Genomic DNA, 22474 nt, shown 5'->3' with positions numbered 1-22474 from the left:
GTGGGGTTCCGCTGAGGGATCACGCTAACCGGGTGCCGTCCATGCGGCTCACCACTTCATCCAGCGGGCGTCGCGGTGTCGGCGGCAGCGGATCGGCATTGACGGGAGCCCAGCCTATGCGCACGAGCATCTGCGGGAAGCCGTCGTCGCCAAAGGCATCCGCGCGAATCGCATCGCGCGTCTCACGCACCTCCAGCGGTTCGGTGACGGGACAGCTCGCCAACCCCAGGGCGGTAGCCGTCAGCAACACCATGCTGGTGGCCTCCCCCGCCCGCAGCCGGGAGAGGGCGTCATCGGTTCTGGTGCCAAGGGCCAGCAGCACGCCGTGATCGTCTGCGGGTGCCGCGCCAGGCGGTTGCGCCAATGCAGTACCGGCGAAGAGCCGTCCCGGCACCGGCGAGCGGGGGTCGGACTCCGGGGCACTGCGCGCCGGCACCCCGGCCGTTGAGGAGTATCGGCCACTCCAGACCGTCAGCTCGTCGAGGTACTCCCGGTCGGTGGCGTGCGTCCACACCGCCTGCGCCAAGGCGGCGCGAAGCTGTGCCGAGGGCTCGATCCGCCGCATGGAGACACCCATCCGAGCTGCCCTGGCCCCCATGAGCGAGATGTCACCGAGCGCGACGGGCCACGCACTGAAGTGCCGACGATCGGTGCGGCGCCGCGGTATCGCCGCGGCGAGGGCGACATCGACTTCGACGGGCTCGGCGGGCTTAACCTCGATCGAGGCCAGGTGCAGGGGCTCGGCCGCACTCGGAAACCGGTGAACCGTGGCGTGCCAGCCCAACGCCGTGAGCGCGACCACACAGTGATTCAGCGCTGCACCGCAGCTCATCATCATGTCGCGCCCGTCGGGGTCGGTATGGACGAGGTGCCGTGTCGGGTCTGCGTACAGGTGCAGACTGTCGGCACCGACCCGCCACACCCACGGTTGGACGTTGTGGACCGACGGTGCGCGTGTGGCCATCGACAACGCGGCGCGTAGCTGCGAGGCGTCGGGGAAATGCGTGCTCATCGGACGGCCTACCTCCGCGTCGCTGGTCATGCCCTCCACACTCCCCCTTGGCCGCGGCGCCGACGAGGGTAGGAAGTCACTTCTTTCCAAGCGGACAGACACCGAGTGACTTTGTGCCCGAACAGCGGTGACCAAGGACCGGTGAGCCGCGGGTCACCCGGTAATAGCGTCGAGATGCGGCCACCGCCGCACCCCGACCAGACTCAAGCGAGGTCCGCACATGACCAGTTCCGAGACACAGCCGGTAACCGACCTGACCGAGGACGAGAGTTGGGACCTGTTATCCGGTGTCACGCTCGGCCGGCTGGCAACGAGCGTCGGAGACATCCCCGACATCTTCCCGGTCAACTTCGTGGTGCAGCGCAGGACGGTGCTCATCCGCACCGCGGAGGGCACCAAACTGTCAGCCGCGGCCGTCAACCGTCACGTCGCCTTCGAGGCCGATGCCCACGATGTGGCACAGGGCTGGAGCGTCGTCGTCAAGGGCCTGGCGCACATCGTGGAGGGCACCGCCGAGATCGAGGACGCCGAACGTGGACAAGTCCTGCCTTGGATCGCCACGCCGAAGCGGCGCTACCTACGCATCCTTCCGACCGAGATCACCGGACGACGCTTCGTCTTCGGTGGCGAGCCGGAGCTGATCTTCGATGTCGACTAGCTGTCACCGCCGGCAACGCGCCGAAGGACTTTCGTCCCTGCGACGCCGGTCCTTCTACCCTCGTCCGTGCCACGACCGACTCCTAGTGTTCTAGACATGACCTACGTGATTGGAAGCGGCTGCGTCGACGTGATGGACAAGTCATGTGTGCAGGAGTGTCCTGTCGACTGCATCTACGAAGGTGACCGCTCGCTGTACATCAATCCCGATGAGTGCGTCGACTGCGGCGCGTGCAAGCTGATCTGCCGCGTCGAGGCCATCGAGTACGAGACCGATCTGCCCGACGGGGAACGGCACCACCTCGAGGACAACGCCGCATTCTTCACCCTGACTCTGCCGGGCCGTGACGCACCGCTGGGTTCGCCGGGCGGTGCGGCACAGCTCGGGCGGGTCGGCGTCGACACTCCACTGGTCGCGGCGATGCCCCCGCGCGAGCACTCCGGCCACTGACAGCGCACGACCACTGACAAGAGGAGCAAGCACCATGGCGTATCAAGTGGCGACCAATCATGTGGTGACCGGCGATGTCATTGCCAGCGCCGTGCAGCTCGCCTGCCGGGCCCCCTCGGTTCACAACAGCCAGCCCTGGCGATTCGTCGGGGAAGGCGGCGGAATCCTCCATCTGTACCTGGACCGCGACCGCCTCGTCGACACCGATGCCTCAGGAAGGCAGGCGGTCATCAGTTGCGGTGCGGTACTTGACCACTTGCGGGTCGCGATGGCCGCAGCCGGATGGGCGACGAATGTCGACTATTACCCGAATCCCAATGATCACACGCACCTGGCGTCCCTCGACTTCTCTGCGATGCCGTTCGTGACGGAGGCACATCGGCAGCGCGCCGACGCCATCCTGTCCCGGCACACCGATCGCCTGCCGTTTGCCGCGCCGGCTGACTGGGGAACCTTCGAACCGCAGCTGCGTCATGCCGTCGACTCCGATCTCGCAGCGCTGGACGTGCTCTCCGAGGGCTCCCGTCCGCTGCTTGCCGAGGCGGCCGAACTGACCGAGGCGCTGCGGATGTACGACTCCTCCTACCACGCCGAACTGGACTGGTGGACCGCGCCTTTCGATTCATTTGACGGAATCCCACCGAGTTCACTGGTGTCGGCGCCCGAGAGTGACCGCGTCGACATCGGCCGCAACTTCCCGGTCACGCACCTCTACCGGGAGCGGCGCGCGCAGGTGACCGAGGACCGATCGAGGGTGCTCGTGCTCTCGGCGCTCGGGGACACTCGCCGCGACATGCTCACCTGCGGCGAGGCCCTGTCCATGACGCTTCTGGAGGCCACCATGGCGGGTCTGGCCACCTGCCCACTGACCCACCTCACCGAGGTCAAAGCGAGCCGCGACATCGTCACCGAGTTGACCGGACGGCCACTAGCCCAGGTCCTGATCAGAGTGGGTACGGTGCCCGTGCTGGACGAGACACCGCCCCCGACTCCGCGGCGGCCGCTGTCCGCTGTGCTCTCCTGGAAGCCCGGGGTCGCCGGACTGCACCGCTGACGGCCCGGCCAACCACCGATCTCGGCCCTGCCACGGCGGCAACGTCTAGCGTGGGGTGCGACGATTAGCGGTCGAGTGGAGGCATTCGATGACGAGCACCCCGGGGAACTCGATGAACGCGTGGGTGGTTCGCGCGCCCGGCCCGATGGCGACAAACCCGTTGAGCTACGAACGCAAACCGATCCCCCGGCCGAGTGCGGGCGAATTGCTGGTGCGGGTGGACGCGTGCGGAGTGTGCCGCACCGATCTGCACGTCAGCGAGGGTGACCTGCCCGTGCACCGTGCGCGAGTCACCCCCGGTCACGAGATCGTGGGCACGGTGACCGAACTCGGGCGCGACGTGACGGGCCACTCGGTTGGCGACAGGGTTGGTGTCGCGTGGCTGCGCAGGACCTGTGGCGCATGCGCCTACTGCCTTCGCGGCGCCGAGAACCTCTGCCCCAACTCGGCGTACACCGGATGGGATGAGGACGGCGGCTACGCCGAATACTGCACCGTCCCAGCACCCTTCGCCTATCACCTGCCCGACGGCTATGACGATGTCGAGCTTGCGCCCCTGCTGTGCGCAGGCATCATCGGGTTCCGCGCACTGCAGCGGGCCAGCCTTCCCCGAGGCGGCCGGCTCGGTATCTACGGCTTCGGTGGCAGCGCCCATCTCACGGCCCAGATCGCCCTGGCGCAGGGGGCTACCGTCCACGTGATGACGCGGGGCGCACAGGCGCAACAGTTGGCGCTCGCCCTCGGTGCCGCGTCGGCGACCGGAGCCTACGACGCTCCTCCGGAGCCGTTGGACAGCGCCATATTGTTCGCGCCGGTCGGTGACCTCGTACCGGTCGCATTGCGGACTCTGGATCGCGGCGGTGTCCTGTCGATCGCCGGCATCCATCTCAGCGACATACCCATGCTGAACTACGAGCGAGAACTGTTCTACGAACGCGAGATCCGCAGTGTCACCGCCAACACCCGCGCGGACGGCGAGGCGTTCCTGGCCTTCGCTGCCGAGCATCGGCTGCAGGTGACGACTCACCGATATGCGTTGGCTGAGGCTCAGCAGGCCCTCATCGACTTGGAGGCCGGCCGTTTCGATGGCGCTGCGGTCCTGTGCAACGCACAGTCGTGAGATCGGTAGTCCAGAAACGGTTCAGCTGACCGGCCACGCGCCGCGCGATGGCCGATTACGGTGAGAGCCGACCATCGATTGGCGAGACACCGAGCGACACGAGGAGGACGGGTGAACAAGTTCTCATTGACGGCGAAGGCCCGCGAACAGCTCGCGGCAGCGGGACGTGCCAGCAGCGGGCGCAGTGCCCACACCGTGTACGGCGGCCACGAACACGTGCTCCGTCAAACGATGATCGCGCTGGTGGCGGGTCAGAGGCTCGACGAGCACTCGAATCCAGGTGAGGCAACCGTCCATGTCCTTCTCGGACGGGTGCGGCTCATCGCGGGCGACAACACCTGGGAGGGCTCGGCGGCTGATCTGATCGTGGTACCCGATGCGCGGCACTCACTCGAGGCCGTCGAGGACTCGGTAATTCTGCTCACCGTCGCCAAACTGCCCGCACAGGACGACGGCTCGTAGTGGGCGTTCAATCGTCCCGTGCGGTCAGCTGCGTTACTAGGCGAGGCCCTTGAGCATCAGGTTCCAGTACATGAACGGCAGTCCGTACTTCTTGAGGTACCAGTAGCCACGGTGCGGCTTGGTCGCGTCGATCACCGGGAACGACGGCGTGACCTTCATGTCGTAGTTGAACTCCGCCAGAAGCATCGCGTGCGAGGACGTGACGATCGGGCACGACGCGTACCCGTTGTAGCTAGCACCCAGGGGTCGGCTCGCGAGGAATGCGGCGATGTTGTCGGCCACGACGGGTGCCTGCTTGCGGATCGCGGCACCGGTCTTGGAGTTGGGTGAGGATCCGGCGTCGCCGAGGCTGAACACGTTGGGATAGCGCACGTGCTGCATGGTGTGCTTGTCGATGTCCACGTACCCGTTCGCGTCACCGGTCGACAGCGGGCTCGACTTGATCCAGTCCGGCGCGGATTGGCGTGGCACGGCGTGCAGCACGTCGAACGCCAGCATGCTGTCGGACCCGTTCTCCCCGACACCGCTCACCGTCACCTTGCGTCCCGTCGCGTCGATTTGGGTCACCTCGGCGCTGGTGTGCACGGTGATGCCGTAGTCGGCAGCCACCACATCGAGGCTGTCGGCGATCGCCGGGATGCCGAACAGCCGCGGTGTCGGCACCACCAGGTGGACATCGATGTCCTTGAGAACGCCTTGGCGGCGCCAGTAGTCGGCGGCCAGGTAGGCGATCTTCTGCGGTGCACCCGCACACTTGATCGGACCCGACGGCATCATGAACACCGCACTGCCCGAACGTAAGTCGCGGATGAACTCCCACGTGCGCGGTGCCAGGTCGTACTCGTAGTTCGACGACACCCCGCCCTTGCCGATCGCGTCCTGCAATCCCTCGGTGCGATTCCAGTCCAGCTGGATGCCGGGGCAGACCACGAGCACGTCGTACTCGTATGTCGCGCCATCACTGCAGATCACCGTGTTGCTGTCGGGGTCGACGGTGGCCGCGGCGTTCCTGATCCACGTCGCTCCCTTGGGCATCACCGACGCCTCGGACCGCTCAGTCGTCGACGCCTTCGCCTGCCCGCCCCCGACGAGGGTCCACAGCGGCTGGTAGTAGTGCTTGTCGGAAGGCTCGATGACGGCGACGTCGGACTGTCCGTTGCGCAGCAGACGGGCCGCGACCGAGATACCGGCGGAGCCTCCGCCGACGATCAGGATCTGATGTTTCGCGGTGGTCATGAATTCCTTTTCCTCATTCTCTTTTGGCGCCTAGACGCTCTGGTGGGAGTCGTTCCAGGCGCCGTATCCGCCCAGGATATCGCTGACGTCGGCGAACCCTCTCTGCCGCAGGACGCTGGCGGCCACTGAGGATCGATACCCGCCGGCGCAGTAGACGACGGTCGGTTTGGCAGCGTCGAGCTCGTTCAGCCGGCTGGGCAATTGGCCGACCGGGATGGTGATCGCGTTCGGGATGGTGCCAGCCTCAACCTCGCCCGGGTTGCGCACGTCGACAATCTGCAGGTTCGCCAGCTCGGAAACACGCTGGTCGAAGGCCTTGGCGGTCAGCCTGGAGGCGACCTGCACGTCGTCGCGGTGTTCGAGCATCACCGCAAACGGCTGGTCAAGAAAGCCGATCACCCGGTCGAAACCGATGCGCGCGAGCCGGTTCTTGCCCTCCAGTTCCTGGCCCGGCTCGGTGAACAGCACGACATCGACATCATGAGGAAGGACCGACCCGGCGAACTCGGCATAGCGTCCCTCGAGGCCGATGTTGATGGCGTGACGCAGGTGACCAAGGGCGAAGTCCTCGGGATTGCGCCCGTCGACCAGGACGGCACCTCCGCGGACCGCCTCGACAACTTGCTCGTAGGTCATCGGCGTCGGCATCTTGGTCTCGTCCAGCAGCTCACGGTCCTTGCGGTTGAGGATCGCGTCGTAGACGAAGTAGCTCGGTGCGGGCGGCTGTCCCTCGGTGACCAACTCCATGAACGTGGCCTTGTCGGGCGCACGCAGGGCGTAGTTCGTCTCCTTCTGCTCCCCCATCGTCGACCACAGGTCGGTGGAGAGATTCTTGCCACACGCCGAGCCTGCGCCGTGCGCCGGGTACACCCGCGTCGCATCCGGCAGCGTCATGAGCTTGTTGTGCAGCGAGTCGTAGAGCTTGTCAGCCAACTCCTCGCGGGTGAACCCGATCGAGGCCAGCAGGTCGGGGCGGCCGACGTCGCCGATGAACAGCGCGTCACCGGTCAGCACACCGTAGGGAACCTCGTCCCCGGCGTGCTCGTAGACCACGATGCTCATCGACTCGGGGGTGTGGCCCGGGGTGTGACGGAACTCCAACGTCACGTCGCCCAGCGAGTAGCGCTCGCCGTCGGCGACGCCCATCGACTCGAACTCCGTCTCGGCGACCGAGGAGTACACGATCTTGGCGCCGGTGGCCTTGGCGAGCTCGAGGTGACCGGACAGGAAGTCGGCATGAAAGTGCGTCTCGATGACGAGTTCGATCGTCAACCCGAGATCCTTGGCGTCGGCCAGGTATTCGGCCACATCGCGTTGCGGGTCGACAACAACTGCGCGCCCGGTGTTTTCGTCTGCAATCAGATACGACGCGTGGGACAGACAGTCCAGGTAGTACTGAATGAACTTCATCTTTCGAATCCTCTCGTTTCGGGGGCGGGCATCGCCGCTACACATCCTGCGCGTATACCCCCCATGGGTATACTAAGGACTATACCCGCCGCGCGCATTCCCGCTTGGACGTACCCCCGGGGGTATATGTACTATGGCTGTCACTATACCCCAGGCGGTATACGAAAGCATCCCTGCAGCGCAACCAGGAGGACATCCACATGACCGCACCCGCCACCATCGACTCGCACAATCTCAGCGCCCGACTCGGGTCGGCCAAGCCACCCCGGGTCCTGGACGTGCGCACTCCCGGCGAGTTCGAGACAGCGCATATCGCCGGCGCCTACAACGTGCCGTTGGATCTGCTGCGGGAGCACCGCGACGAGATCATCAAGCATCTCGACGAGGACGTCGTCCTGGTGTGCCGCTCGGGCCAGCGCGCTGCCCAGGCCGATGAGACGCTGCGCAACGCCGGCCTGGCCAACGTGCACGTCCTCGACGGCGGCATCACCGCCTGGGAGGCCAACGGCTTCACGGTCAGCCGAGGCGCACAACGCTGGGAACTCGAGCGCCAGGTGCGCCTCGTCGCCGGCTCGATCGTGCTGTCCAGCGTTCTGGCCAGCATCGCCGTCCCCAAGCTCAAGTGGGTGGCCGCCGCGATCGGCGGCGGACTGACCTTCGCGTCACTGACCAACACCTGCGCCATGGGCATGGCGCTGTCCAAGCTGCCCTACAACCGTGGCGCCAGCTGTGACGCACAGTCCGTGGTGTCTGCGCTCATCGGCGCCAACTGCCCTGCCGGGCGGGCGAACTAGACGATCAGCCGCCCGCGGCGTGAGGCCGGAGGAATACCCCCACGGGTACCATGGCTCTACTGTCCGTAGATGAGGAGCAACACCATGGTTGGTGACGAGGATGCAATCGCTGCAGTACTTAATCGACTTCGCAGGGCGCAAGGGCAACTCGCCGGGGTGATCTCGATGATCGAACAGGGCCGCGACTGCAAGGACGTCGTGACGCAGCTCGCCGCGGTGTCGCGCGCCCTGGACAAGGCCGGTTTCAAGATCGTCGCGACCGGACTGCGGGAGTGCCTCACCGGAGAGGCCGCAGATGGCCAACAGCCCATGACAGAGGCCGAGCTGGAGAAGCTGTTCCTGGCGTTGGCCTGATCCGCTCAACATCGACGAGGGATGGAGGAATTATGAGTTACGCATTGTCCACAACACTGCACACCACATTCGAGGATGCGGTGGCCCGAACCCGTAAGGCACTGGCAGATCAGGGTTTCGGTGTCCTGACCGAGATCGACATGAAGGCCACACTGAAAGCCAAGCTGGACCAGGGCATGGAGGACTACCTGATCCTCGGGGCCTGTAATCCGCCGCTGGCGCACCGCGCGATCACCGCCGACCGCCAGATCGGATTGCTGTTGCCGTGCAACGTGGCCGTGCGCGCCGACACCACGGCAGGTGGCGATACGGTGATCGTCGACGCGATGGATCCGCAGGTGATGGTTCAACTCTCCGATCAGCCTGGGGTTCGAGAGGTCGCCGACGAGGCCGCGGCCAGACTGCGGGCCGCACTCGACTCCCTCGAGTCCACCGATAGCCAATAGCAGTACCGGCCGAATGACGTACCACCTGACTCTGCGCCACGACGAGTCGCCACCGACCCCCTCGCGCCATCACACGGTTCATCGACGATGACCATCACTCTCGCCTTGGTTTTCGGTGGATTCATCGGAGTGCTGCTGGGCCTCCTGGGCGGTGGCGGTTCGATCCTGGCAGTGCCGGCACTGGTATACGCGGTTGGGCTCGACATGGAGCAGGCAATTCCCGTGTCGCTGATCGTGATTGGCTTGGCATCCGCCGTTGGGGCGCTACCCAAGATCCGTGCCCGTCAGGTGGAATGGCGCCTGGCCGGGATCTTCGCCGCGGCCGGCATTCCCGCGACCTTCGCCGGTGCTGCGATCGGATCACACCTTCCACAATCGGCACTGCTGCTCGGCTTTGCCGCAATGATGGTGATCGCCGGCATCCGGATGCTCAGCGGCAGTGAACGCACCGGCACGGCCTGCAAATCCAGCGAGGGCATCAACTGGCGACGGTGCATCCCACGCTCGATACCCGCAGGGTTCGCCGTCGGGCTCCTGACCGGACTGTTCGGCGTAGGGGGCGGCTTCCTGATCATCCCAGCCCTGGTGCTGATGTTGGGCGTGACCATGCCGATCGCGGTGGGAACCTCACTGCTGATCATCGTGGCGAACTCGGCCGCCGGTGTCATCTCGCATCTACCCGGTCTGGACATCAACTGGACGGTCGCGGCGGCGTTCGCCGTCACCGCGACGACCGCCTCGTTAGTCGCCGGCCACTTGGGCACACGCATGAACACCGCTCGCCTGCAACACTGGTTCGCCTACCTGGTCTTCACCATCGCAGCGTTCGTCATCATCGACACCGTCTTCCTGCGCTAACTCTCACATCCACAGACCCCAGCGGTTTCACAGGACGTTCGCCGAGTGCCGACAGGCCTGCCCAATATTCTGAGTCACTGGCATGGGGCACTTGATGGTTGGCACTCCGGCGCGGAAGGGGCGGTGGCGCCTTCGGCGACCCGGCACCACGTGAAAGCTGGCGCACGATGGCTCAATTGAATCGCCGGACGTTCTTCCAGGCCTGCGCGCTCGGCGCCGTGGTGGCGAGCACCCCCGTCTTCAGAGCCGGCGCATCGCCGTGGCCGGTTCCCGGGGCCCGGGTGGCGCCACCCGTCGGCGTACTCACCCGCCTCCCCGGTGAGGGAACTCAACTGGCTCTCACTGTCGATGACGGGTGCAGCACCGCCGACGTCGCCGCCATCGGGCAGTTCTGCGCCGCCACCGGGATGCGGTTGACCTTCTTCGTCAATGGGGACAACCCCTCCTGGACCGTCAACGCTCCCCTCCTGCAACCGATGGTCGCCTCCGGGCAGATCCAGATGGGCAACCACACCTGGTCCCATCCGAACATCACGCACATCAGCCCCGCCGCGGTCGCCGACGAGATCGCTCGAAACGCCACGTTCCTACGCAACACCTACGGTGTCGACGGGACTCCGTACTTCCGACCGCCCTTCGGCGACCACAACCCCGACACAGACCGCATAGCCGCCGACCACGGCTACAGCACCATCACGCTGTGGAGCGCCGACATCGGCGACTCGTTACCGATCAACGAGGCAGCGATGATCGCCAACGCCCAGAACCAATTCCAGGCTCAGCAGATCGTGCTCGCTCACGCGAACCTGCCTCCGATCAGCCGCGTGCTGCCACAGCTCTCCGGCATCATCGCCGGAAGGGGTCTGCAGGCCGTCACGCTCAACGACGTGTTCTCCTGACTGCTGTGCGGCGCTGCCCGGCCAGCCGTCGCTTGGTGTCGGGACTTCGCCTTGTGGGCGCGAGTCGCAAGCCCGCCACGCGTCGAACATGTGTTCTAATGGGCTCTCAGTGCCATCCCGCCCACTGCGGGCGAAATTCGAAAAGGAGTACGCCGCAACGATGACTGTAGACACTCTGGCCCCAGAATCACCCTCCGCCGACTTCGGCACCCCCGACGCCTTGACCCCTTCGGTCGAGAGCGCCTCGCCTGAGAGTGCGTCAGCGCCCGCCCCTGAGTCAGTTGCCGAGGCGGCACCCTCAGTCGCTGAGCCGTCCGCCGAGGAGTCACCCAAGAAGGCCCCGGCCAAGAGGGCAGCCGGCAAGAAGGCCAAGACCATCGAGCTGACGCTGACCGTCACCGGTACCGCTGACGGCGAATGGCACGCCGAGCTCAAGCAGGGCACCACATACCTCGCCCGCGACATCGCGGTCGCGGCCGCAGCCGTCTCCCGCGCAGCCAAGGAACTGCACACGGACCTCTCCACCCCGATCGACGAGATCATCGAAGCGGCACGCTCCCAGCAGGCCGCCAGGGTCGCCGCCCTCGAAGCCGAACTCGAGGCCGCCCGCAAGGCCCTCGCCGATCTGGAGTGAGATAGCGAGCCAAGCCGCTCGTCGGCTTCTCACGGGATGTAATCCGTTTCAACACGTTTCGTGTTGCAACGGCCTCCGATCCCCTCGCAGTGATGGCCACCCTGCCGCGGCACCGGTCCGCCTGGTGGCGCTGGTACACCTCTTAGGTATCACCGACGAGAGCCGAAGCCTGCCCATCCATCTCCATGAGTGTCCGGCTTGCTACGTGCTTCTATACGGCGAAACTGTTGTGCCGTCGGTCGTTGCGCCAAACTTGTGACCAGAAGCGGCTTGAGCCAGCGTGTCACAGCGACCCATCGCGGCACGTCCACATGCCGTCTACGGTGCTCAATCGCATCTACAAGGCGTGAAGCGCAATGATCAGCGGTGACGGTCCGACTCATCAAAGTCGGGAGCGTCGAAACCAGTTCAGTGAATTGCGTTGACTTAGATTGAGTTTCGCGCAGCATCGGCGTATCAACCAATGACATGTGTGCCGTACCGACGGCCACACCGTGGCCGGCAAGCTCGACTCTAAGCACGTTCGCGAACTGCTCCGCGCCGGCCTTACTTGCGCCGTAGGAAGCCATGCCGGGCATCGCGGTGTATGACGACACCGAGGCCACAACCAAGATGTAGCCCTGCCGGTCGAGGAGGGACGGCAAAGCGGCACGGACGGTGTTGAACACGCCGATCACGTTGGTCTCAATCACCTGCCGGAACTCTTGCGGGTCGACGGTGCAGACGGGCGCCCAGTGCTCGACACCGGCATTAGCCATGACAACATCAATCCGACCAAAACGCCCCATCGCGGCGTCGACCGCAGCTTGCCTCCCATCGAAATCGTTGACATCGCAGCCGGCACACGCGACCACCGCGTCCCCCAGCTCCTCCGCAAGGGTCTGGAGGCTTGATCCGTCGGCATCAATGAGCAAGAGCCGGGCCCCGCGCTGGTGCAGCAGTCGCGCCATGCTGGCGCCGATCCCCCGCGCAGCCCCTGTGATCATGACGACTTTTCCACGAAGCACGCTTCCCCCGGTCACTACGATCGCCCCTGTCCGCAGTATCGCTGGCGCGGTTTCAAGGTTCAGCTATATGGCTGGAGTGTGGGCAGCGCGACCCCTTACCGTGCGCACGGCGCGAAGAGCATGTCGGGATATGGGAGACGAACGAGCCAGTCCGTGCGCTCTCGACGGAGCAACGCAGAGCCTCTGCAACCATCCATCAGGATGATCCGCCAGTTTGGCCCGACATTGGCTGGATCGTTTTGCCGAACTTCGCGGCTACTTCCCAAAAAACCCCGCCTGCACTGGGTTTTGGTGGTGGTCCCGGCTGGTTTCGAACCAGCGACCTTCCGCGTGTGAGGCGGACGCTCTCCCCCTGAGCTACGAGACCGGGGATACCGTCAACCATACGACTGACGGACGCAGAAGATTAACACGGGGGTGGCCGCGTTCCAGAACTCCGACCGCCCTACCGACGCCCTCGACCGCCGGTAGGGTCACCGCAATGAGGCTACGAGCTGGGGTTTTAGTGGCGATCCTCGCCGCTTGCGTGCTGTCGGGATGCAGCGGTCAGGACGCGGCGAACACCACGTCGTCGCCCACGTTGTCGCGCGCGGGCATGCCCCACGCCTCTGAGCGCCCTGCGTCGCCCATGACGGGCCAGAAGGCGACGCCGACGGCCGACAGCGACGACGCGATCGCCGAGGTGGTCAGCTTCACGTCCCCCAGCGGCAACGTCGCCTGCCAACTCGGTGCGACCGCCGTCCGGTGCGACATCCTGGACCGGAACTGGACTCCCCCACCCCGGCCTGCCGACTGCCAGTTCGGCTACGGACAGGGCATCACGATGTCGGCCGGCGGAGACGCGGAGTTCGTCTGCGCGGGCGATACCGCGCTCGGCACCGGCCAGCCCCTGCCCTATGGCGAGTCGATCTCGGCCGGCGCCCTGGGGTGCGACAGCGCGGAGTCGGGTATCACGTGTCGCGACACCGAATCCGGGCGCGGCTTCGCCCTCTCGCGGGAGGGTTACGAGATCTTCTGAGGGTCGTTGTCACACCCGCAACACCCGTCCCGGCTAGGGGATTTGTGCGCCGCGACTCGCGTCGACTATTGTTCATTTTCGCAACGGCCGACGATCTCGGCCGTAGCGTGCGGATGTAGCGCAGTTGGTAGCGCACAACCTTGCCAAGGTTGGGGTCGCGGGTTCGAATCCCGTCATCCGCTCGAAGGTGCAGAAAGCATCAACCCCAGCGGTGGAGTGGCCGAGTGGTGAGGCAACGGCCTGCAAAGCCGTGCACACGGGTTCGATTCCCGTCTCCACCTCCAATGTTTCGACCCCGGCGCGATTAGCTCAGCGGGAGAGCGCTTCCCTGACACGGAAGAGGTCACTGGTTCAATCCCAGTATCGCGCACCACAGTTTTACCTGCTCGGGCCCGGACTCGTTCCGGGCCTTTCGTGTCTCTGTGCCCAATACGTGCCCAATAGTCCTGGCGAGGTCCTACCCGATGACATCGCTTCAGTGACTGCAGTCGCGGGCTGGCCCGCGCCGAGGTGTGCGGCCCGGCCGTGCCTCCTCTCGGAGCAGAAGGAACACATCTAAAGTTTCTCCGAGAGCAAGTTGCAGGGCAGGCGATCAACTCACCTGTGATGGCGCTTCCGCTGCGCCGCGAGCCACTTGGCAGCTCGGCCGGAAAGTTGGGGAATGATCGGAACCAGGTCGCGTGTCGCAGCGTCCTATCTACGTGACTATTCGCCGCCCGTTTTCCCGGACGCGGATCGGTCTGTGTTCTTGGCCGCGAGGAGAGCGCCAACGCGAGGCCGATTCACATGAGTCCGCTACCCACGCCGAGGGGTCAACAACCGAAGGTTGTGTTCCTTGCTGCGACCGGACACAACGTCGTTCTCGGAACTGCAGGCACGGGCAAATCGACAATGGCGATGCTGCGTGCACTTCACCTAGCCCGTCCGACGACCACGAACAATGGGCCCGTCCTCGTTGTCACCTTCAACAACACGCTGGTGACGCACCTGAAATATCTGGTTTCGGAAACAAACGCTCAGGTAACGGTCGAGAGTTATCACTTGTTCGCCCGCGGGTACCTGAACTGGCTCGGCCTGATGTCCTATGGGTCAATCGTTCCGGACTCGGATCGCGTGGAAGCGCTCGTTCGCACAGCGATAGCGTCTGTGAAGAGCGCAGTCGGCGAACACGCCCTATTCGGTCAGCCCGTCAGCTGGTTCGTAGACGAAATCCACTGGATTAGCGGTATGGGTGTCGCTAGCGAGGACGAATACCAGGAGAGGCCGCGATTGGGCCGCCGAACGCCACTTGCAGGCGGCGCGCCACGTTCGATTGCCTGGGCCGTACACGACGAGTACCGCAGGGTTCGCGCCGACGCCGGCTTCACCTACGACTGGGATGATCTGGGCGGTGCGCTGGCCAAAGCACTCCAGAGCGACGACCGGCCCCGTCGGTACCGTCACATAATCATCGATGAGGGCCAAGATCTATGGCCGACAGACATCCGGTCCCTCGTTCACGCGGTCCAACCTGGCGGTTCGCTTACCTTCTTCGGCGACTATCACCAGTCGATATATGGTCAGGGACTGTCCTGGCGTTGGACGGGTATCCAGCTCGGCAATCGACCTGTCGAGAAATTCCGGGACAACTACCGCAACACGGCGCAGATCGCCCGAGTCGCGATTGCGATGGCCGCGTCCGACTTCATGAAGGCAGATGACGACGACCTAGTAGAACCGCGCCAGCCTGCCGCCGACGGCCCAATGCCCACGATGGTGAAGTGTCAGTCGGCGGACGTGGAGATCAAAATGGTCCGGAACTTCGCCCGCGCAGCAAGCGAGGACCAGAAGGTCGCGATCCTCGCACGAACATGGAGCCAAGCGAGTTCGGCGGTAGGTCAGTTGCCTCATATCGAACTTCGAAAAGATATGGCGACATGGGACGACGAACCAGGTCTGTACGTCGGCACGTATCACTCCGCCAAAGGCCTGGAATTCGACGCGGTCTTCTTGCCCTTTCTGACCGACGACTCAATTCCTCATTATTTTGTCCTGCAAGACTATCCAGAAGATGAGGCCTACTCGCGAGAGGCACGACTCCTATACGTCAGCATCACGCGCGCGCGATCGTCGCTGGTGATGTCGTACACCGGCAGACTCACACCTTTACTTCCACCAAACGACAACCTGTGGTTAGAGGAGACACGGTGAGTACACCGTCCGTCGCGGATGCACTTGCAATACTTCCGTTCACGCGGTTGATTCACTTCACACCAGCGAGCAATCTATGGGGCATCTTCACCGACGGGATGATCAGAACGGCAGAGGACCTTGCCGCAAACGCTGATTCGTACTCTCCGACGGACACAGTCCGTATCGATGACCGCCGCTCACATACCTGCTGTTCGTTCGAATACCCGAACCTCTATTACTTACGGAAGGCGAAATCAAAGACAGCCCTTCTGAATTACCCGGACTGGGTCGGCCTCGTATTGAATCGCGGGCTGGCAGAACGACCTGGGACGCTTTTCGCAGGTTGCAACGCAGCAAGGGCATCGGGTGCGTACCTAGCAGAAGGGGGGCAAGCATTGCTTGACTGCTGGTCTGACCCTTCGATACCCGAGGGCTACCGCAGGTCGCCTACCCATCATGTGGGCGTCCCAACCGATCTGCAGACCGAGGTGCTCATCCCAGGATCGATCGACCTGGCGGAGGTGACGGCAATCATCGCTCCGACAGCAGAACAAGTTCAGACCATCTTCGGGTTCTTGTCTAGCTCTGGATTGAAACCCGAACGAGTCCAATGGCGTTACTCGCCAGCACTTTTCGACATCAGGATACTGCCCTCGTCTCTTCAGAACGGACGTGAAATTCCCGAGACTATCTGGCACACTCCCAAGGATCCGATATGAGCGCGAATCGTAGCGACAAAGCAATCGGCGTAATACTCGGCGCGGCAGTTGGCGATGCGCTTGGGTGGCCGCAAGAAGACCGAAGCAACATCGTCGGAGGAAAAGCTGCGCGAGATGTAGAACCTCGACCCCAGTTCCGACGATGGGAACGCAACGCTGGAACCAGATTTGCGCGCTATGTCGAACCTGTTGCCGCCGGCGAGTACAGCGATGACACCCAGTTGATGCTCGCAGTGGCTCGGTCTTGCCTCCGCGGCGCGGACTGGATCGAGATGTTTCGAGCAGTCGAATTGCCCCAGTGGCCTCTCTATCAGCGGGGTGGAGGAGGATCGGTCCTCCGAGCAGCTGGGTGTTGGGCGAGGGGAAGGGATCCGTGGTCGACTGCCACGAAGCAAGACCGGAGCACTGCGGTCAAATACTTCGACGCTGGCGCCAACGGCGTTGCCATGCGCATTGCGCCTCATGCGATAGTCACCGCAGCCTATGACGTCGACGAACTCTTGGTCCGCGTTCTTTTGGATGGACTTTCGACGCACGGACACCCGCGCGCGCTAGTTGGAGCGTGTATTCACGCACTGTCGATCCGATTCGCGCTTTCAGTTGAATCAACGCTGGAATACGGTGCGCTGCTTGACTATTTACTAGCGGAGCAGTCCTGGCGGAATCCACAGTTGATTCTGGAAGTCATCTCTCCCGAGTGGCTCAAATCCTATGAGACTGCGGCATACGCGGGCAGAGGTTACAGCCCGGCTGACGTATGGCAGGAAACTGTGAATGAAGTTGATGTCAAACTGCGCGCGGCACGCGAGGGCATGGCACACGGCGCCCTCGCGAACGACCTTGAAACGCTACAGAAGATCGGCTGTTTCGACCGCGATGGCGGTTCGGGGATTGTCGCCGCGGTAGCGGCAGCCTACGTGGCATCGCGAACAGCCACCCGCCCGATAAGCGGCTTGCTACGAACGGGTTTCCTGCGCAATGCAGATACCGACACGATTGCTTCGATGACGGGCTGCATACTTGGCGCGATTCATGGAACGGACTGGCTGAACAGCCTGGGAACTTCGGTACAGGACAGTGAGTACATCAAGCACATCTCCGTGTCTCTTCAGGCCGCCGTCTTGCATGGTGATGCTGAGCGAAGCGCGGTCTTCACGCCGATCACCGAGAAGCTATTAAAGGATTGGTCCACTCATCTGTTCAACGATGTCGAAGTTGACTCGCTGCCGGACGGACGCGCCTTCGAAGTGTTGTCCGTTCAGCAATTGCCAACAAAGACAGACAACTACGTGGCCCGAATCTTCGGTCGCGCAGGTGACGGACAGACGATCGTTATTGATCAGGTCACGCGGAACCCGACGGAGGCGTTCCGCCGCGGCTCCTTGGCCCCTTCTATCACTATGGCGCCACCAACGTTTCGGATAATTGGGCTGGAGCTACCTGGCGCGCACTTGCAGGAATCCTATGATTTTTACCGAAACGTGTTGCGCCTGGACTGCAAAATCGAGGGTGACCGGCTGACCCTCAGCGATTCTCTATCGATCTCCTCGCATCGAACGGAGGACGCAAAACCATCTGGCTTCACCCTCTCACTCGCCGTCGAGAAAATTGCTGACGCGGTCGCAATCTTCAGGCAGGCCTCCGGTCTAGATATGACCTGGACTCCTGGCCTGGACGCGTTGTCGCTGACCGACCCTGACGGCAATCAGATCCGAATCGTGCAGGCCGCGGCAGATGGGGAAACACCGGATAGTCGGGCTGACGGTCTAGTAGACCCCGCTGAAAATGCGCCGTGGCGTATAACACACCGGCGAGGCATGACGTACGAACTCTCGAATGTGACCGACACGCCGAAGTTCCACGTAGAGGTCTCCGGCGAAGGGGTCCTTCGGAACGCGTCAGCCCCGCGAATCGACGGTAGGAGTGGGATCGGATTCATGGGGCTCGATGCTTTCGGCGTGGGCGATGCCGTGGAGATTAGGTGGCATCTGCGACAAGATCGTTCAGATGAGCAGCGAATTTGGTCTGGAATCAAACCTCCAGGTAGCGACTAACTGTTCCAAGCCTCCATACCTCGGAAGTCCGCGGCAGAATAATTGGCCGTGCAGTCGTTCGCGGCTTGATCTGACTACAGCTCAAGGGGTCGCACCGAGCTTGTAGCGGTGGTTTCCGCGGCGCGCGCACAACGCCTATGCCGCGGGGCTGGCGTGGGCTCCGCCGGCCCCGCGACCATTTAGGCGTCCCGTTGCCTACAGAAAGTTAATTGCCGCTCAGTAAGCTCTGCCGCTATGGCAAACCCTCCGGCGTCCGTCGTCGCAAAGGAACTGGTAGACGAGGCAGACGTCCTGATGGCAATCGACCAATTCGATGAGCTAACGCGGGGCCCGTTCCTTCAGAAGTACGGCTTCGGGGAAGCCACTGATTACTTCCTGATTCACAAGGGCGAGTATTACGACTCAAAAGCCATCTTTGCAGCAGCTCACGGATTTCATGAAGGGCTCGAACCACTCAACGTGAAGCAGCTCTCCGGCGGCAAGGCTGACGCTGCCAAGTGGCTCAAGAAGTTGGGCTTCGCGGTACCAACAACCGAACCGAACTGGACTCGCGACGAGTTGATCCTGGCATGCGACGCTCTGAGACTAAACAGCTGGAAAATCCTAGGCACGAACGAACAACAGACGCTTGAACTTTCAGCGCTATTGCAACGACTGCCGATTCACGCGCTCAATATCCGTGGCCCCCGATTCCGAAACCCCGACGGCGTATCGATGAAGACCACCAACATCGCGGCACATCTTCCAGGAAGGGGCAACAAGCTGGACCATGGCAACAGGCTCGACGGTGTTGTGTTGCAGGATTTCCTAGACAACGAACCCGCGATGATTCAGACGGCTCAACTCATCCGCGACGGAGTTGCTTCCGGCGTGCTGACTGCCGACTATGTAGAGCTGATCGATATCGACGAAATGGACGGCGAGGCGACAGAGGGACGCTTACTCGAGCGGCGCCACATCGTCCGGGAACGCAGCCGAAGCCTTCGGAAGAAGAAGATCGCCAAACATCTTGCACAGCACGGCAATCTCGCGTGCGAGACATGCGGATTCAACTTCAGGGCGACGTACGGGGAGAAGGGCGACGGCATCATCGAGTGTCACCACGTCGTTCCGCTCCATGAAACTGGCCCAAAATCAACTCGACTCAAAGACCTAATTCTTATCTGCGCGAACTGTCATCGAATGATCCATCACGCCCAACCATGGCTCAATCCCGACCAACTGCGAGATCTCATCGCAAAGGCAAAGGCAAGCGGTTAAACCTGGCGACCGGGGGGCGGCCGGGGAGGGCACCTGCATGGGTACTGCCAGCCGACGCCCGACGGGCTAATTCGCGCCAATTCGCACATATGCGTGACTCTCGACATTTGCACTGGTCACGACATATGTCCGACTTTCGTTGCAGCCCTTGGTAATTAGCGGGGCGCTTGCGTGAAGACAGCGAAGGCCCGGAACGAGTCCGGGCCTGAGCAGGTAAAGCTGTGGTGCGCGATACTGGGATTGAAGTTGGTCAGGCGCGTTTTAGGCATCATGCGCCTGACCTGCGAAAAGTGCCTCTGATCAGGCACCATTCGAAACAGTATCGTTGCACTACGCGGAACCGGGCGGAACCTGATGTAGCTTGATTGGGCACGTATTGGGCACGCCGGCGCGATACTGACCACCAGGGGTAGCCATGCCACAGGGCAGCGGACTCCCGGTGAACATGTCTCGGCCGCTGAAGCCGGGCACGGGCGGTCCGGGCGGTTGCCCCTCGATGAACAACGTGGTGGGCGCCGAGATCCGCTCCGCCACAATCGCGATCCGATCGGCGACACCATTCGGCATCGGCACCCCCGCCATCGCTGCCCTCCCCCCGGCTCACGAACCTCAGACGGTCATTGGGCGGGCGCGGCCCGTCGACTGCGCAGCCGTGCCGGCAGCCGCGTGTAACCGAACAGGTTGACCAGCCCGCGTCGTCGCGGGGTCTCGGTCAGGTCCAGCTCCGGATACGCCTGGAACAGCGCCCGCAGCGCGGTGGCACCCTCGATGCGGGCCAGCGCCGCCCCCACGCAGGCGTGCACACCGGACGCGAACGCCAGGTGCTCGCGCGCATTGGCTCGGGTGATGTCGAAGGCGGCGGGGTCGGTGAACACCCGCGGGTCGCGATTGGCGCCACCGAGAAGCAACACCACCGTCTCCCCGGCCCGAACGTGCTGGCCGGCGATCTCGACATCGCAATTCGGCGTGCGCGCGGTCATCTGCACGGGGCTCTCGAAGCGCAGGATCTCCTCGACGGCACCCGGCCACAGCCCGGGGTCGTCGCGCAGGAGTGCCAGTTGCTGGGGATGGCGCAACAACAGAGCGATGCCGTTGCCAATGAGGTTCACGGTGGTCTCGAAGCCCGCCCCGACGAGCAGTGCCGCGTTCGCGGTGAGTTCACGGTCGGTCAGCGTGGCATCCCCGGACAACCGGCTGAACGGATTGTCACCTGCCTTGTCGGCGCGCATGCGGTCGAAATGCTCGCCGAGAAATCCGTCCATGCCGCGCAATCCGTCGATGGCTTGGCGGTAGGACTTCCACCCGATGCCGATGTCCAGCAGTGGCGCGCCACAACGACCCCACTCCAGCAGCTGCGCGTGCGCGCCCGCGGGTAGGCCCAGGATCTCAGCGATCATCGCCACCGGCAGTTGCGCAGCGTAGTCCGCGATCAGGTCGGGCCGAGCGATCGCGTCGAGTCGATCGATCAGCTCCGCGGTCACCTCGTCGACGCGAGTTTCGAGCGCCTCGATCGCGCGCGGCGTGAAGCTCTGCGCCACCAACTGCCGATACCGGGTGTGGTCGGGCGGGTTCATGACGACCATGGCCGGCGGCTCCACCGGGTTGGCCACCTTCGGGTCGGTTCTGGCCAGCACCGCCCCCAACGGCCACGGAAGCTCCATATCCGTCGGCGCGGTGACACCGAATCTTCTGTCGCGCAGAATCTCTCGACACACACCGTGGTCGATGCTGACCCAGACGAACGGGCTCCGCCCCAACGGCCCCCGCGCCCTGAGCTGCTCCATCACCGGGTAGGGGTCCTCGCCCTGTCCGTGATTGGCGATCAGCCGCGCGAACGGGTCTCCGCGACGTGCCCGGATCGCCATGAATGCCCGCGGCACTCCGTGCAGCGCCGTCCACCGTGCGCGTAACCCGATGCCCATGCGACTCCCCGATCAGGCATGAAATCGTTGATGAGATGTGTGAGACATTGATACTCTCACTGTCTCGCACGTTCCGTCGCCACGCTACGTCGATCCGCGCGAGCAGGCAAGGAGGAATCCCGTGGCATCCACCCGGACAACGGAGTTCGTGCGACGCCTCGCCGAACCCGACCCCGCCGCCCTGGCCAGGGTCAGCCAGCCGGACGCGATCACCACTCGCATCCTCGACGCGACGCTCGAGCAGGCCGAACTCGTCGGAATCCGGCGCATGACCATCGAGGACGTCGCCCGCCGCAGCGGCGTCGGTCGGGCCACCCTCTACCGACGCTTCCCCACCAAGGACGCCCTCATCGACGCCCTGGTGCTCGCCGAAGCCCGTCGCTACCTCGACGGCAGCGCGCAGGCCCGCTCACGGGCCGACACCCTCGAGGACCGTCTGGTCTACGGCACGGTGTTCACGGTGACCTTCCTTCGCGAACACACGCTGCTCAAGAAGCTGCTGCGCACGGAACCGGAGACGATCCTTCCCAGCCTGACCATCGACGCCGGGGCGATCCTCGATTTCGCCACCGCCCACTCCGCCGCGCTGCTTCGAACCGACCTCTACGGGACGAGCACGACGACACCCGCCCAGGAGCGCCACCTGCGCACCGTCGCCGAGCTCCACACCCGACTCACGTTGTCGTTCATCGTCACCCCGCACACGGGCATCAAACTCACCACCATCGGTGACACACGGGCCTACGTGCGCACCTACCTCCTGCCGATGGTCACCACGTCCGGCTGAGCGCCGGGTCGCCAAAGATCGTCTGGCAGTTGGCTGCGAACTTGTCGCCGCCCTGATTACACTCCCTGCGCATGGGGGGAACCAGCATGGCCATGAGGCCGATCATCGCCGCCAGCATGCTCCGCGCGGCCGGACATGTTCCGACTAC

22 protein-coding genes, 4 tRNA genes and 1 pseudogene are annotated in these 22474 nt (G+C 63.9%); 20 read left to right on the top strand and 7 right to left on the bottom strand.

The genetic code is table 11. The features are described from left to right. Positions 1-19 precede the first annotated feature (19 nt). Entirely contained in the window at positions 20-1012 is a 993-nt protein-coding gene (locus ABIA65_RS24425) for an Acg family FMN-binding oxidoreductase (RefSeq protein WP_241405710.1), read from the bottom strand. A gap of 220 nt (positions 1013-1232) precedes the next feature. Here ABIA65_RS24425 and ABIA65_RS24420 point away from each other — a divergent pair, with 220 nt between their 5' ends. The 5 genes from ABIA65_RS24420 to ABIA65_RS24400 all read left to right on the top strand — a co-directional run bounded on the left by ABIA65_RS24420 (position 1233) and on the right by ABIA65_RS24400 (position 4756). Further along, positions 1233-1670 (top strand): pyridoxamine 5'-phosphate oxidase family protein, encoded by a 438-nt coding sequence (locus tag ABIA65_RS24420; RefSeq protein ID WP_354525152.1) that lies wholly within the window; start codon positions 1233-1235, stop codon positions 1668-1670. A gap of 96 nt (positions 1671-1766) precedes the next feature. Beyond that, positions 1767-2120 carry a ferredoxin gene (fdxA, locus tag ABIA65_RS24415; RefSeq protein ID WP_354525151.1) on the top strand — a complete coding sequence of 118 codons (354 nt, stop codon included), beginning with the start codon at positions 1767-1769 and terminating at the stop codon, positions 2118-2120. A gap of 34 nt (positions 2121-2154) precedes the next feature. Next, the gene (locus tag ABIA65_RS24410) at positions 2155-3174 is read left to right on the top strand and encodes an Acg family FMN-binding oxidoreductase (protein WP_354525150.1); all 1020 of its coding nucleotides are present in this window, start codon (positions 2155-2157) and stop codon (positions 3172-3174) included. A gap of 112 nt (positions 3175-3286) precedes the next feature. Beyond that, positions 3287-4294, top strand: a complete 1008-nt coding sequence (locus ABIA65_RS24405; RefSeq protein ID WP_502919614.1) for a zinc-binding alcohol dehydrogenase family protein — start codon at positions 3287-3289, stop codon at positions 4292-4294. A gap of 111 nt (positions 4295-4405) precedes the next feature. Next, the gene (locus ABIA65_RS24400; RefSeq protein WP_241399445.1) at positions 4406-4756 is read left to right on the top strand and encodes a cupin domain-containing protein; all 351 of its coding nucleotides are present in this window, start codon (positions 4406-4408) and stop codon (positions 4754-4756) included. 36 nt (positions 4757-4792) lie between these two features. On the opposite strand, the gene ABIA65_RS24395 is transcribed toward ABIA65_RS24400, so the two are convergent. Next, complete coding sequence (locus ABIA65_RS24395; protein ID WP_354525147.1) at positions 4793-5992, bottom strand: NAD(P)/FAD-dependent oxidoreductase; 1200 nt, start codon at positions 5990-5992, stop codon at positions 4793-4795. A gap of 30 nt (positions 5993-6022) precedes the next feature. Further along, positions 6023-7402, bottom strand: coding sequence for an MBL fold metallo-hydrolase (locus ABIA65_RS24390; RefSeq protein ID WP_241399447.1), 1380 nt, complete (start codon positions 7400-7402; stop codon positions 6023-6025). A gap of 200 nt (positions 7403-7602) precedes the next feature. Between ABIA65_RS24390 and ABIA65_RS24385 the strand changes: the two genes are divergently transcribed. The 6 genes and pseudogenes from ABIA65_RS24385 to ABIA65_RS24360 all read left to right on the top strand — a co-directional run. Further along, positions 7603-8196, top strand: a complete 594-nt coding sequence (locus ABIA65_RS24385) for a rhodanese-like domain-containing protein (protein ID WP_354525146.1) — start codon at positions 7603-7605, stop codon at positions 8194-8196. 84 nt (positions 8197-8280) lie between these two features. Then, positions 8281-8550, top strand: coding sequence for a metal-sensitive transcriptional regulator (locus ABIA65_RS24380; RefSeq protein ID WP_011891882.1), 270 nt, complete (start codon positions 8281-8283; stop codon positions 8548-8550). A 32-nt stretch (positions 8551-8582) separates the two neighbouring features. Next, complete coding sequence (locus tag ABIA65_RS24375) at positions 8583-8996, top strand: DUF302 domain-containing protein (protein ID WP_354525145.1); 414 nt, start codon at positions 8583-8585, stop codon at positions 8994-8996. Positions 8997-9083: 87 nt separating this feature from the next. Further along, positions 9084-9854 carry a sulfite exporter TauE/SafE family protein gene (locus ABIA65_RS24370; RefSeq protein ID WP_354525144.1) on the top strand — a complete coding sequence of 257 codons (771 nt, stop codon included), beginning with the start codon at positions 9084-9086 and terminating at the stop codon, positions 9852-9854. Between the two features lie 167 nt (positions 9855-10021). Beyond that, the gene (locus ABIA65_RS24365; protein WP_241399451.1) at positions 10022-10753 is read left to right on the top strand and encodes a polysaccharide deacetylase family protein; all 732 of its coding nucleotides are present in this window, start codon (positions 10022-10024) and stop codon (positions 10751-10753) included. A gap of 298 nt (positions 10754-11051) precedes the next feature. Beyond that, a pseudogene (locus tag ABIA65_RS24360) lies at positions 11052-11387 on the top strand (DUF6319 family protein); the annotation flags it as partial. A 149-nt stretch (positions 11388-11536) separates the two neighbouring features. On the opposite strand, the gene ABIA65_RS24355 reads toward ABIA65_RS24360, so the two are convergent. After that, positions 11537-12394, bottom strand: a complete 858-nt coding sequence (locus tag ABIA65_RS24355; RefSeq protein WP_502919613.1) for an SDR family oxidoreductase — start codon at positions 12392-12394, stop codon at positions 11537-11539. 292 nt (positions 12395-12686) lie between these two features. Further along, positions 12687-12761: transfer RNA gene (locus ABIA65_RS24350), tRNA-Val, on the bottom strand. Positions 12762-12899: 138 nt separating this feature from the next. On the opposite strand from ABIA65_RS24350, the gene ABIA65_RS24345 reads away from it, so the two are divergent. From ABIA65_RS24345 to ABIA65_RS24310, 8 genes are all read left to right on the top strand, one after another. Then, positions 12900-13412, top strand: a complete 513-nt coding sequence (locus ABIA65_RS24345; RefSeq protein ID WP_354525142.1) for a DUF6636 domain-containing protein — start codon at positions 12900-12902, stop codon at positions 13410-13412. Between the two features lie 109 nt (positions 13413-13521). Then, positions 13522-13594, top strand: a tRNA-Gly gene (locus tag ABIA65_RS24340). Positions 13595-13622: 28 nt separating this feature from the next. Continuing rightward, a tRNA-Cys gene (locus ABIA65_RS24335) sits at positions 13623-13696 on the top strand. Between the two features lie 14 nt (positions 13697-13710). After that, a tRNA-Val gene (locus ABIA65_RS24330) sits at positions 13711-13785 on the top strand. Between the two features lie 413 nt (positions 13786-14198). Then, on the top strand, positions 14199-15602 hold the full coding sequence (locus tag ABIA65_RS24325; protein ID WP_354525141.1) for a 3'-5' exonuclease: 1404 nt from the start codon (positions 14199-14201) through the stop codon (positions 15600-15602). Further along, positions 15599-16303, top strand: a complete 705-nt coding sequence (locus tag ABIA65_RS24320; RefSeq protein WP_354525140.1) for a DarT ssDNA thymidine ADP-ribosyltransferase family protein — start codon at positions 15599-15601, stop codon at positions 16301-16303. Before ABIA65_RS24325 ends, ABIA65_RS24320 begins: the two co-directional genes overlap by 4 nt. After that, positions 16300-18357 (top strand): ADP-ribosylglycohydrolase family protein, encoded by a 2058-nt coding sequence (locus tag ABIA65_RS24315; RefSeq protein WP_354525139.1) that lies wholly within the window; start codon positions 16300-16302, stop codon positions 18355-18357. The genes ABIA65_RS24320 and ABIA65_RS24315 overlap by 4 nt, the downstream gene beginning before the upstream one ends. Positions 18358-18591: 234 nt before the next feature. Continuing rightward, a complete protein-coding gene (locus ABIA65_RS24310) occupies positions 18592-19617 on the top strand; it encodes an HNH endonuclease (protein WP_354525138.1) in 1026 nt (341 codons plus the stop codon). A 330-nt stretch (positions 19618-19947) separates the two neighbouring features. Here the strand turns inward: ABIA65_RS24310 and ABIA65_RS24305 are convergent, their stop codons facing one another. Beyond that, on the bottom strand, positions 19948-20199 hold the full coding sequence (locus ABIA65_RS24305; RefSeq protein WP_354525137.1) for a hypothetical protein: 252 nt from the start codon (positions 20197-20199) through the stop codon (positions 19948-19950). Between the two features lie 35 nt (positions 20200-20234). Beyond that, positions 20235-21539 (bottom strand): cytochrome P450, encoded by a 1305-nt coding sequence (locus ABIA65_RS24300; RefSeq protein ID WP_354525136.1) that lies wholly within the window; start codon positions 21537-21539, stop codon positions 20235-20237. Between the two features lie 121 nt (positions 21540-21660). Between ABIA65_RS24300 and ABIA65_RS24295 the strand changes: the two genes are divergently transcribed. After that, on the top strand, positions 21661-22326 hold the full coding sequence (locus tag ABIA65_RS24295; protein WP_354525135.1) for a TetR/AcrR family transcriptional regulator: 666 nt from the start codon (positions 21661-21663) through the stop codon (positions 22324-22326). Positions 22327-22474 lie beyond the last annotated feature (148 nt).

This window comes from Mycolicibacterium sp. 624 (assembly GCF_040548615.1).
Lineage (GTDB): Bacteria > Actinomycetota > Actinomycetes > Mycobacteriales > Mycobacteriaceae > Mycobacterium.
The sequence above is the reverse complement of the archived record's forward strand: the minus strand, read 5'-3'. Positions and strand labels throughout refer to the sequence as shown.